This window comes from Acinetobacter sp. 797_lipA, assembly GCF_058243025.1.
The window spans coordinates 105,074-116,898 of the sequence record NZ_JBZAYQ010000001.1; the positions used below are offsets into that span (position 1 = coordinate 105,074).

Here is an 11,825-nt window from a genome sequence, read left to right on the forward strand (position 1 = left end):
GTTTTTTTATACTTTATTTTAAAGAGTGTCATGATCAAAAAACTGTTTTATTAAATATCCGTTTAACTTTAAATGAGCGTTTCAATGGTCTTTTTCTTCCAAACAAATTGATAATAAAGCCCCTGCATAATGCATAAGCTGACAAAGGCTAGCGCATAAGCATACCAAATCCCTTGCAGTCCCCACCATTCACTAAATAAGTAGGCACAGGGCACTTCAATCGCAATAATCGCAATGATATTGATGATCATGGGCATGGTGACTGTACCGCTGGCCCGCATAATGGAGGCAAAAATGGCACTTGCACCAAAGAATAAAATGGACCACAGAACAATAAACAACAGCTGTTGCCCTAACTCAACGACTGCATGGTCCGTGATAAAAAGTGCCATGAGGTATTTGGAGAAGAGGTAGGCCAAAACCACCAAAGAGCCCGTAATGATAATGTTCATGCCGAGCGCGGTACGTGTGACTTTGGCCAATAACTCGGACTTGCCTGCGCCAATGGCTTGTGCACCAAAAATCGATGCAGCAATGGCAATCGACAGGGCGGGGAATTGAATATAATTCAGAACCTGATTGACCGCACCATAGGCTGCGGTCGCATCGGCCCCATGGCGGTTGACTAGGCCCACAATCACAAGACCCGCAACCGAGGTGGTGATCATTTGAACGCCTGTTGGAACCCCTAAGCGGAGAATGATTTTACTCAGCTGGCGGTCAAAGCGAATATGACGTAGCAGTTGTGCATCAAGCCTGAGTGGGTGCTGTTTATAGTTCAAATAGAAATACAAAAAGGTCAGCACAGAAACAAAGCCTAAAATGGTCGCAATGGCAGGTGCAACAATCCCCAGTTTGGGAAAGCCAAAATAACCCGCAATCAGAACTGGCGTGACACAAAGCCCAATCAAGATGGTCATGCCAGAAGCAATCAGAGGTGTCGTGCTGTCTCCGACACCGCGTAAAATTGAGGTATAAATAATATATACAAACAGTAGGGGACTACCTGCCAACATCCATTGCACATAAGGTAGCGAGAGATGCATAACATCTTCATCGATACCCAAAGCCGATAAAATTGGTCGCGCAAAAATCACCCCTAAAAATGCAATAAAACTGCCACCAATGAGGGTCATAAAAATAGTGGAGCCGACTACCGCACGGACTTTTTCAATATTCTGTGCGCCCCATGCTTGACCAACCAAGACGGTAGAACCCGCAGATAGCCCAATTACGAAGGCCATTAAGCAAAATAGGATGGGGAAGAACACTGCAACCGCTGCAATCGCCTGCACACCCATCATCTGTCCGACAAAGATGGTATTAATTGTACCCGACAGATTTTGCAGAATATTGGTGGCAATCAAAGGCATCAGGAAAATAAAAAAGGCTTTCCATAGCTTTTGTTGTTGCACCAATGGGGGGTGTGCTGACATAAGTCATCCTGAGGTTATTTTTATTACATTTCTAAGGCTTACCCTAGCATAGTTCGGTGCTGAAAAGCCGATGTATTTCAGTAAGCGAAGCCTGTTCTTGTGCAAAAGTAAAGCTGAAAAAGGTTTAAACGCTTTGCAAAATTTCAGCTGCCTGAGCCAAGGTTTGATCGGTCTTGGCAAAGCAAAAACGAATCATGCGCAAAGCCTCTGGTGCCTGCTGATAAAACACGGAAACAGGAATGCCAACAATGCCATGCTGCTCTGCCAGAAAGCGGCAAAATTCAACATCGTTTAAATCGGGACGAATGTGGCTGTAGTCGACATTTTGAAAGTAAGTGCCTTGCGAAGGCAGCCATTGAAAGCGTGAACCGGTTAAACCCTCAATAAAACGATCGCGTTTTGCTTGATAAAAGCCCGCTAAGTTTTGAATATGCTCAGGATGTTGCTGCATATAATTGGCTAACGCCAGTTGTACTGGGGTGACTCCGCAGAAGTTGGCAAACTGATAGACCTGACGGAACAGTTGCATCAGCGCAGGTGTAGCAACGCAGTAGCCGGTTTTCCAACCGGTCACATGAAAGGTTTTGCCAAAGGACCCCACCACTACACTACGCTCACGCAGTTCAGGAAAAGACAGCGCCGAATAGTGACGTTGACCATCAAATACCAGATGTTCATAGACTTCATCGGACAGGACTAAAATATTGGTGTCGCAAATCAGTTCAATCAGCATCAACCAATCTTGCTTACTCCAAATGGCACCACTTGGGTTATGTGGTGTGTTGATAATGATCAGTTTGGTTTTGGCAGTGATGGCTGATTTGACCTGCTCCCAATCGACCGAAAAATGTGGGGGGTGGAGCGCAATATGAATGGCTTTGCCCCCAACCAAAGCCACACTTGGCGCATAGCTGTCATAACTGGGGTCAAAAATGATGACTTCATCATCCGCATGGACTACGGCTTGAATGGTGGCAAAAAGGCCAATGGTTGCGCCCGGAGTGATGGTGATTTCAGTCATCGGGTCGAGCTGAATCTGATCGCGGTGTGCAAATTGCTGCGCCAGTTGCTCGCGTAATAACCAGACTCCATCGCCTGGAGCATACTGATTGAAACCACTTTGAGTGGCCTGTGCTAAAGCATCCAGCAGTTCAGCAGGAGCTTCGAAGTCTGGAAAACCTTGGGATAGATTTAGTGCATTTAAGCGCTGTGCCATGGCAGTCATAGTGCTGAAAATAGTGACGCCTTGTGCAGGCAGTTTAGATGAAGGCAACTGAATCATGAATGCTTAAAAGTGTCTAAATATCAGCCCAAAATAGCATATTCATCCCCTTTTACTTATGCAAATTTTGCATGTAGGGCAGGGGTGAAGCATGCATTTTTGTGGATTGCTTTTATAAGAGCTGTTCAACTGCCGCGCGAATAATCCCCAGTGCTAAGCCAATAAATGCACCGACTACGACGCCATTGACCCGAATCATATGCAAGTCGCCACCGACTTCATTTTCGATCTTGTCAATCATCACACTGGAGTCCCATTCGTGAATACGTTCACTGATAAAACGAATGACTTTTTCACTATATTGGTCACTGAGATTGACCGCAATGCCGCTGAGGCGTTGATTAAGCAAGTCTCTGACGGCTTGATTGGAGATGATGTTTTCCCCGATTTGTTGAATGGATACACGGATGTTGTGAGCAATACCAGAGTCTGGTTTTTGCAAGTCTTGTTTAATGGCATCACATAAAATGACCACTGCACCGCTAATAAAATTCAGCACTTGTGGGCTATCTAGCAGGGCGTCTTTGGTCTGGTTTAAACGCTGACTGGCCCTACTGTCGCTGTCTGCCAGTTCGAGCATAAGCGCGTGTCCTATTGCTTCAATCTTTTGACGCCATGGATGCTCAGGATCGGCCAACATCGATTCGACTCGTTGAATGAGTGAGTCGATGGTTCTTTGCTGCACATCGATGCCAATCCAACTGGCCCCTTTGGCCAGTTTCCAAACCCCGAGTTCTTTGAACAAGGTTCGGGTCAACTCACGACTTTGTTCAGGATGTTGGGTCATCCAGTCATGTGCCAAGTCGAGTCCGCGTTGTAATACATCTTGATGGAAATCATTTTCCAGCACTGCACGCAGCATTTCACTGGCCAAATGATTGACCTGAGTGTTACGCACCCACTGCACGCTGTTACTTTGAATAAAGCGTCCGATTTGTTCTTGGCCCACAAACTCAAAGACTTTAGGCACAGTTTGTTGAATGACTTGGGTGACTTGCAGATTGTTTTGTGGGTTGGCAAGCCATTGGCCAACGGCCAAAGACAGGTCGGTGCTTTGCAGGCTTTTTTCCACCACTTGTGGAGAAAGAAAGTTCTCTTGTACAAAGCGGCCCATAGACTCTGCAATACGGTCTTTGTTACGAGGAATAATTTCGGTGTGATCGCGTAAAAACTTTGGAATCGGCATTTTTCCAAAGGGATTACGGAACAGCACAGTAATGGCATACCAGTCAGCCAAGCCACCGACCACACCTGCTTCTGCGGATAACATTAAAATATGAATGATCCAAACCTTGTCTGTGGGGACAAACTTGGCCACGACCATCAGCAGCAGCCATGTCACCACTGCCGTGATTAGGGCAATGGTGGCAAAACGTTTGCTGCGTTTCAGACTCGATGGGACGGCTTGAGGTTCATTCATAGGCAGGCTCTATGCTTTATTTACTGGTCGACGCGGGGCTGCCAGGTTCAGGCGGTGGGAGCACTTCACCAGTTGGGCTCAAACCGTATTTTCCACCCAGCGATTTTAAAATCAGCGTGGCATCAAAGGCATCGCTTGGTGCAGATTTTTGGTCTTTAAAGCATTGAATGCTGTATGACACTTGTACGGGGTCAATGTCGACTACACGTGGTACATCGTAGAACGGATCAGGCCAAAAGGCTGGATGGCGAGAATAATAACCATATGGGTAGTAAGGCATTGGGTTTGAATACACCACGGCCTGCCTTGGGGGTTGGTTTTGGTTGCTTGGGTCATTCAGCACTTTAAAGAAGCGATAACCATTTTGCACCGTAGTTTGCGCGGCTTTGACCAAGGTAATTTCTTCAGCCGTGCCATAGCTCATATTTGGACGCGCTTGGAAGCTGATGCGATAAGTCGAAGTGTTTAAAGGCGTATTACTAAACCGACCTAACTGGTCGAAGGTTAAGGGCTTTGAGGGGGTAGAGGCACAGCCTACTAAACTCAGACCCGTCGCCAGTGCACAGGCGATTAAAATTTTCTTCATGAGATAGACTCCTTAGCACAGAGGGAGAAGCCGAACAGTTAAAAATGGCTGTTGGGCTGAGTCAAAAAATCCAATTCTTCTTGGCTTGAGTTGCGGCCAAGGACTTGGTTCCGATGTGGATAGCGTCCAAAACGATCGATAATCTCTTTGTGACGCTGTTCAAAATCGAGGTTAATCGGATTGCCTAAGTCTTCGAATAATTTTAAAGCATATTGATGAATAAGTTTCGATTCACTATGCATAAAGGGCATATATAAAAAACTACGTGGGTGGCAGTGCTGCATCCAGTTTTAGCGTGATGGCTTCTTGTGCCAAAGCCAAGGCCAAAGCGTCCTGAGCAAAGACCAAAGAACTGTTGCGATACAGGTTTCTCGACAGTTGGTCGAGCACAATAATTTCAGCCAAACGCCCCTCAGCACTACTGCGCCAAGACCATAGCTCAGCATGCGCCGCTTGTTGATGAATTGTCTTAAATTTTTCTTCGATGAGTGCATCGAACGCATCATTTTGGCTAAACCACCAGCTTTGGTTTTTGGGATCGAACCAAAAATCTAAAATTTCTTGATAATTCATAAAGTTTACAATTCTTTAGCATTTATTCTTCAATACAATCACACTTTTGACATGTCTAATAGCGTAACTTTGTGATAAATATTTTCCGAAAAAATAGAACAGATGGTTTACTTGAAAATAGGACTGGGTGTAATGTGCCGAATTAAAATCACGTTATACTGATATAAACTGATGATTTTATTTTATTCGTCGTTGTAATTGTTTCTTCCAAAAAGTGAGATTGTAATGGGTCAACCCGCATCTAAATCTACAGCTGTGTTACCGACTTGGGTCAATTCATCACTTTTGCAAGGGATGTTACGCGGGATTGAGCGTGAAAGTCTGCGCATGCAAAGTGATGGTTTTTTATCACAAGCCGACCACCCTCAAGCTTTGGGTTCTGCGCTGACTCATCCACATATCACGACGGATTATTCGGAAGCTTTATTAGAATTTATTACACCGCCCCAGCCTAGCATTACCGAGGCGTTGCATTATTTAAAAGACATTCATAGCGTGGCGCATCGTCATTTGGAACATGGTGAAAAGCTCTGGCCGCTGTCGATGCCATGTATGTTGGATGACAATGACGATAAAATCCGTTTAGCCCAATATGGCAGCTCAAATATTGGGAAGTTCAAGACCTTGTACCGCCATGGTTTAGGGGTACGTTATGGTCGTCGTATGCAAACCATTTCAGGTTTACACTATAACTTATCTTTTCCTGATCAACTGTTTGAACAATTACAACAACACGAAACAGATGAGGCACTAAAAGCTTTATCTGCACAAGACTATCGTAGTCACCGCTATTTTGGTTTGATCCGCAACTTTATTCGCCTTACACCGTTGGTCATGTTCTTGGTCGGGGCAAGTCCATCGGTCTGCCAGTGTTTTATGACAGGGCGTGAACATCATCTGTTGCCATTGCTGCGCGGGACCTTGTATTTACCGTATGCAACTGCTTTGCGAATGGGACGTTTTGGTTATCAAAACTCAGCACAAAAGCAGCTCGGGATTCATTACAACAATATCGACGGTTATCTCGAAGGCCTACAAAAAGCAGTCAAAACGGCTTATGCGCCGTTTAGTCGCTTAGGCCTCAACGATGCGCAGGGCGAACCGATTCAAATTAATGATCATGTCCTACAAATTGAAAATGAGTACTACAGTTTGGTGCGGCCAAAGCAAGTGCCGCAAGCAGGGGAAACACCATCACAAGCGCTGAGCAATCGTGGTGTCGGTTATGTGGAACTACGTGCGGTGGATGTGAATCCGTATAGCCCAATTGGGATCAATGAAGATACCGCAGGTTTCTTAGAAGTGCTGGCGCTGTATTGCTTACTGCTGGATAGCCCAGATTTATTACCTGCAGAGCAAGATCAAATCGAGAAAAACCAAGCGGAAGTGGTCAATCGTGGTCGTGCACCGAATGCTGCAATTACTGTGGGTGAGCAATCGTTCCCAATTGAAGCATGGAGTCAGTCTCATTTAGAGGCGATGCAAGAACTGGTTGTGTTGTTAGATCAGTGCTATGGCACCACACTCTATAGCAAAGCGATGACAGTCATGCAACAGAGAGTCGCTGAAGTTGATGATACTTTGTCGGCGCAGATGATCGAAGATACTCTGGAAGCGGGTGGGACATGGGGCTTTGGTAGCCAAATGGCCGCACAACATGCATCGAGTTATGAGCGTCATCAGTTGAGTGCAGAGACATGGGCTTATTTTGACGATTTAGCTACGCAATCACTGCAACAACAACAGCAATTAGAGCAAGACAGTCAACTGAGTTTTGAACAGTATCTTGCACAATTTAGATAAAAAATTAAGAGGATTGACCATGCAATGGAGTTATCGCTTCGTGAGTGGTGTTTTGGTTTTAGCCAGTATCATCGGGATGGCCTTTGCCTTGTATTTAGAGCATGGCCCGCTACAGTTAAACCCATGTCCACTCTGTGTGTTCCAACGTGTGGGACTGATTGGACTGGGGATTATTTCGCTGATTGCCTTTTTGCATAACCCAGCATCGAATGGTTTTAAACGCTTTTATGCATTTTTAGGCAGCCTCTCGATCTTATGGTCGGCTGGTGTGGCAGCACGTCACGTTTGGTTACAGAGCTTACCGCCTGATCAAGTGCCGAGCTGTGGCCCAGGCTTGGATTATTGGTTAGACACGTTGCCGCTGCGTGCTGTGTTTGAGCAAGTCTTAACAGGTTCAGGTGAATGTGCACTGGTAGACTGGACTTTCTTGGGTCAGTCTTTACCTGTGTGGTCTTTGGTGTTTTTTGTGGCACTGGCGTTGATTAGTCTGTGGCAATTGTTGCGTAAATATCCAAGCCACGCGAAGAAAAAATAATAAAGATAAAAAAAGCCAACGTGATGTTGGCTTTTTTATGAGGTGAATGAGGGGGCCTAGGTGAGCGCAATGCCCTCTAAGTCATCCAACCCGATCATATATTCATGCACTTGACCATATTCCGTTTCAGTTGGATTTGGATAGAACCAATTGACGATTTGTTCGGCAACACTGGCATGGGTGTGTAGCTCAAAATGGTTTAAGCCATAGAAAATGGCTTTATGTGAATCGGGGACTTTCAGTTGAAAGCGTGGATTCATATGCTCGCCTAAGGCACTTTTCACACTGACCAAATAATCCCCAATCACATTGAGCGCACGATATTTTCGATGTTCAAACTCAATGGTACCTGCCACCAAGAAGGTATTGATATGGGAGGGCAATGGAGCAGGTTTACGGTTGTCATCAACATGACCAATACGCGCTTCATTATGTTCCCAGTCATCGTCCCGCACACTGCCATGACGTAAGTCTAAAATACCGTTGCTGCGAATGTTGACGATATGCCCAATAATTTTGACAAAAGGGAAACGTCCCAATTTGTCCTGCAAATGAAAGCCAAAACGTTCTAAAGCCGCACCATGATGCGGAGAACCAATACAGACCATGTTTTCCACCACATGAATCCAGCTTTGCATATTTTGTTTGCCGTAGAACAGCGCACTGCGCGAAACCAGTCCGCCCATACTGTGCCCAATCAGATCAATCGAGCTAATCCGTGGGTTGCGGTTGAGTAAATCTTGTAGTGAGTTGGCAAAGCTACGCCCATTGGCTGAAATACGACGACCCGTGTTGTAGTTGAGATATAGCATGGTATTTTGTGCACGTTGCGCCAGCAGTTTTTCCCCTATACCGCCATAACGCGCCGTGCTCCAGTACAAATGGTTCATGCATAGACCGTGGACCATAATCACCACGCGACCAGACAACTCGCCTTGCTGGATAGCACCGTAATGATCATAAAACACCATCGGTAGCGCCACAGGGTTGTGATATTTCAGTAAATAGTCGCCCAAAACGCCGTTGATTGCACCAACTAAATAATGCATGGTTGGGGTTAAGGGTTTGCGATGCAAATTTGGAAATTTTTCAATGATATGACGCAAACTTGGCGCCAATAAATAGCTACCGTAGTTTTGCAAGGTATTGAAGGAAAACTGGTAAATTTCTTCAATTGACCGTGTCGACAGAAACTTCTTGGAACTGGTTTCATTCATCCCAAATATACTGATTAAAATTTCTCGTTGAATGGCCTGAATTAAATCGTGGACGACATCGCCTAAGCGGGTTGTCACCAACTGAGCAATCCCTTCAAGCAGGTCGGCTTGGCTGGGAGGAGTACGATCCCATTTACAATAGGTCTCGTGCAGAGGCGTTAAACTTGGCATTTTTTCTACCCTTGTGTTTCTGTGTCCAAAGGGACTTTATTTTTTTCAACGATCACGGTATAAATTCTTAGCACTCTAGCTTATCTAATTCATCTCGAACAACTTTTACAATAGCGATGAATACACAGATGACCTTATTTTTTTGTCTGACAATTTTTATATCCATACAAAATAATACAGTCGGCTGATGCCACCTCTTTTGAGTTCAATAAAAATGATGTAGAAGAGTAAATGTACAGCATGAATATTATTTATTTACATGGCTTTCAAAGCAGTTCTTTATCGATTAAAGGTCAATTGCTGAAACGCTATTGCGAATCTCGTCCACACTGGAACGTGCATTTGCCAGACTTGAACATGCCGCCACATTTGGCCTTAGAAAAATTGGCCGCCTTGATTCAGGAGTTGGATCAGGTAGTGCTGGTGGGCAGTAGTTTAGGTGGATTTTATGCGACACAACTGGTCGCGAAGTTGGCAGTACCGGCTGTGCTGATCAATCCGGCTATGCAACCATGGCATTTGTTCCGAGATCTATTTGGTGCGACGCAACTGCCCTATAGAGTCAATGAACATTGGACGCTCGATGATGCGCAATTGGACTATTTAGAACAGATTGAACTGCCATTTGTGCAAGATGCAGACAAAATTTTAGTGTTATTGCAACAAGGCGATGAAGTTTTGGATTATCGTGAAGCACAGCGCTATTATAATGGCGCAGCGCTCGTGATCTCGGAAACGCAAGGCAATCATGCGATGGAAGATTTCGCAGACAAAATACCGATGGCATTACAGTTTTTATCGGACTGCTTAAAATAAGGAAACAGTACAACGTGTCTCAATATACGGCTCAATCGCTTGAAGTATTATCTGGTTTAGATCCGGTACGTCGTCGTCCCGGCATGTATACCGATACCACACGCCCAAACCATTTGGCGCAAGAGGTTATTGATAATGCAGTCGATGAGGCACTGGCCGGTCATGCCAACAAAATTACCGTCACCGTTTATAAAGATGGTTCACTCTCAGTCGAAGACAATGGTCGTGGCATGCCTGTCGATATTCACCCCGAATATGGTCAAAGCGGGATCGAGATCATCCTGACCAAGCTGCATGCAGGTGGTAAATTCAGTACCGACAACTACCAGTTTTCAGGTGGTTTGCATGGCGTAGGCATTTCCGTGGTGAATGCTTTATCTAGCCGAGTCGAAGTAGAAGTTCAGCGTCAAGGCAACCTCTACCAAATGGCCTTTGAGCACGGTGAACCGACTGCGCCCTTGGTGGTATTAGAAGGTAAAGCTCCGAAGCGTGCGACAGGAACCACCGTTCACTTTTGGCCTGAAGCTAAATATTTTGATTCACCGAAATTTGCCCTGAAAGCGCTGAAGCACAACTTAAAAGCCAAAGCTGTTTTGGCTGCCGGTTTGCAAATCAATTATGTCGACCAAATCAATGACGAAAAAATCGTTTGGCAGTTTGAAAATGGCCTCGTCGATTATTTGATGGATGAAATTGAGGATCGTGAGATTCTGCCTCATCCAGCCTTTGTGGCAACAGGAGATGCTGAGCGTGCCAGTGCTGAATTTGCCATTTGTTGGAATGTCGATGGCGGCGAATTGGTTCAAGAAAGTTATGTGAACTTGATTCCAACGGCACAGGGCGGCACCCATGTGAATGGTCTACGCTCAGGTGTGACCGATGCGATGCGTGAGTTTTGTGAACTGCGTAACTTGCTGCCACGCAATATGAAGCTGTCGGCTGAAGACGTTTGGGATGGCGTGAACTATATTTTATCGTTGAAGTTCCAAGAGCCACAGTTTTCAGGCCAAACCAAAGAGCGTTTATCCAGCCGTGAAGCATCGGGCATTGTTCAAAACATTGCCAAAGATGCTTTTGCACTGTGGTTGAACCAAAATTCCGATATTGCTATGCAGTTGGCGGAAATGGCGATCTCAAAAGCAGGTCGTCGTCTGAAAGCTGCGAAAAAGGTCGAACGTAAGAAAATTGTGGCAGGGCCAACTTTGCCCGGAAAACTGTCAGACTGCGTTGGGCATACCTTAGAAGAGTCTGAACTGTTCATTGTGGAAGGGGATTCTGCGGGTGGTTCAGCCAAGCAGGCGCGTGATAAAAACTTCCAAGCGATCATGCCTATCCGTGGAAAAATCTTAAATACGTGGGAAGTCTCTTCTGATGAAGTCTTGGCTTCGCAAGAAGTGCATAACATTGCCATTGCGATCGGGGTCGATCCGGGGTCGGATGATTTATCCGAATTACGTTATGGCAAGATCTGTATCTTGGCCGATGCTGACTCGGATGGTCTACACATTGCGACGCTGCTGTGTGCTTTGTTTGTGAAACATTTTCCGATCTTGGTTGAAGAGGGACATCTGTATGTGGCGATGCCACCGCTGTATCGAATTGATGATGCAAAAGATGTGCACTATGCCTTGGACGATGACGAGCTTGAAAGCATGTTGAAAAAATGCAAAACCAAGAACCCGCAAATTACTCGATTTAAAGGTTTGGGTGAAATGAATGCCAGCCAACTGCGTGAAACCACGCTGGATCCAAATACACGCCGTTTGGTGCAGTTAGACTTGGATGACAGTCATTTTACCGCAGGTTTATTGGACAAATTACTGGCAAAAAAACGCTCCAGTGACCGTAAAGAATGGTTAGAGCAGAAAGGTAACTTGGCCGAGTTAGTGGTTTAAGTGTAGATTGTAGGATAAGTTTATAAAATTGTAGGAATAGTCTATAAATTATGTAGGATAAACTTATAAAAAAGCTTATAATTTGAACAAG

General features: G+C 45.2%; 9 protein-coding genes and 1 pseudogene. 4 read left to right on the plus strand and 6 right to left on the minus strand.

Features of this window, described 5'->3' with window-relative positions:
* Positions 1-68: 68 nt before the first annotated feature.
* From AC4CU2_RS00470 to AC4CU2_RS00490, 5 genes and pseudogenes are all read right to left on the minus strand, one after another.
* Entirely contained in the window at positions 69-1,436 is a 1,368-nt protein-coding gene (locus AC4CU2_RS00470) for an MATE family efflux transporter (RefSeq protein ID WP_395474984.1), read from the minus strand.
* A 124-nt stretch (positions 1,437-1,560) separates the two neighbouring features.
* Positions 1,561-2,718: a methionine aminotransferase gene (locus AC4CU2_RS00475; protein WP_279663624.1), complete on the minus strand. Its 1,158-nt coding sequence runs from the start codon at positions 2,716-2,718 to the stop codon at positions 1,561-1,563.
* Between the two features lie 112 nt (positions 2,719-2,830).
* On the minus strand, positions 2,831-4,138 hold the full coding sequence (locus tag AC4CU2_RS00480; protein ID WP_395474985.1) for a DUF445 domain-containing protein: 1,308 nt from the start codon (positions 4,136-4,138) through the stop codon (positions 2,831-2,833).
* A gap of 16 nt (positions 4,139-4,154) precedes the next feature.
* Positions 4,155-4,724, minus strand: a complete 570-nt coding sequence (locus AC4CU2_RS00485; RefSeq protein ID WP_279691142.1) for a CC0125/CC1285 family lipoprotein — start codon at positions 4,722-4,724, stop codon at positions 4,155-4,157.
* Positions 4,725-4,762: 38 nt separating this feature from the next.
* Positions 4,763-5,297, minus strand: a pseudogene (locus AC4CU2_RS00490) (DUF924 family protein).
* Between the two features lie 225 nt (positions 5,298-5,522).
* Between AC4CU2_RS00490 and gshA the strand changes: the two are divergent.
* Positions 5,523-7,100 carry a glutamate--cysteine ligase gene (gene gshA, locus AC4CU2_RS00495; RefSeq protein WP_004691780.1) on the plus strand — a complete coding sequence of 526 codons (1,578 nt, stop codon included), beginning with the start codon at positions 5,523-5,525 and terminating at the stop codon, positions 7,098-7,100.
* A 19-nt stretch (positions 7,101-7,119) separates the two neighbouring features.
* Positions 7,120-7,635, plus strand: coding sequence for a disulfide bond formation protein B (locus AC4CU2_RS00500; protein ID WP_058870537.1), 516 nt, complete (start codon positions 7,120-7,122; stop codon positions 7,633-7,635).
* Positions 7,636-7,691: 56 nt separating this feature from the next.
* Here AC4CU2_RS00500 and AC4CU2_RS00505 read toward each other — a convergent pair whose 3' ends face one another.
* Entirely contained in the window at positions 7,692-9,023 is a 1,332-nt protein-coding gene (locus tag AC4CU2_RS00505) for a PGAP1-like alpha/beta domain-containing protein (RefSeq protein ID WP_078388291.1), read from the minus strand.
* Between the two features lie 240 nt (positions 9,024-9,263).
* Here AC4CU2_RS00505 and AC4CU2_RS00510 point away from each other — a divergent pair, with 240 nt between their 5' ends.
* Both AC4CU2_RS00510 and parE read left to right on the plus strand, forming a co-directional pair.
* Positions 9,264-9,839, plus strand: coding sequence for a YqiA/YcfP family alpha/beta fold hydrolase (locus AC4CU2_RS00510; protein WP_201706918.1), 576 nt, complete (start codon positions 9,264-9,266; stop codon positions 9,837-9,839).
* A gap of 14 nt (positions 9,840-9,853) precedes the next feature.
* Positions 9,854-11,734 carry a DNA topoisomerase IV subunit B gene (gene parE, locus AC4CU2_RS00515; protein ID WP_004978337.1) on the plus strand — a complete coding sequence of 627 codons (1,881 nt, stop codon included), beginning with the start codon at positions 9,854-9,856 and terminating at the stop codon, positions 11,732-11,734.
* Positions 11,735-11,825 lie beyond the last annotated feature (91 nt).

Coding starts and splice junctions, on each gene's coding strand:
- AC4CU2_RS00485 (WP_279691142.1), bottom strand. CDS start 4,724: ATGAAGAAAATTTTAATCGCCTGTGCACTGGCGACGGGTCTGAGTTTA.
- AC4CU2_RS00480 (WP_395474985.1), bottom strand. CDS start 4,138: ATGAATGAACCTCAAGCCGTCCCATCGAGTCTGAAACGCAGCAAACGT.
- AC4CU2_RS00500 (WP_058870537.1), top strand. CDS start 7,120: ATGCAATGGAGTTATCGCTTCGTGAGTGGTGTTTTGGTTTTAGCCAGT.
- AC4CU2_RS00470 (WP_395474984.1), bottom strand. CDS start 1,436: ATGTCAGCACACCCCCCATTGGTGCAACAACAAAAGCTATGGAAAGCC.
- gshA (WP_004691780.1), top strand. CDS start 5,523: ATGGGTCAACCCGCATCTAAATCTACAGCTGTGTTACCGACTTGGGTC.
- AC4CU2_RS00505 (WP_078388291.1), bottom strand. CDS start 9,023: ATGCCAAGTTTAACGCCTCTGCACGAGACCTATTGTAAATGGGATCGT.
- AC4CU2_RS00475 (WP_279663624.1), bottom strand. CDS start 2,718: ATGATTCAGTTGCCTTCATCTAAACTGCCTGCACAAGGCGTCACTATT.
- AC4CU2_RS00510 (WP_201706918.1), top strand. CDS start 9,264: ATGAATATTATTTATTTACATGGCTTTCAAAGCAGTTCTTTATCGATT.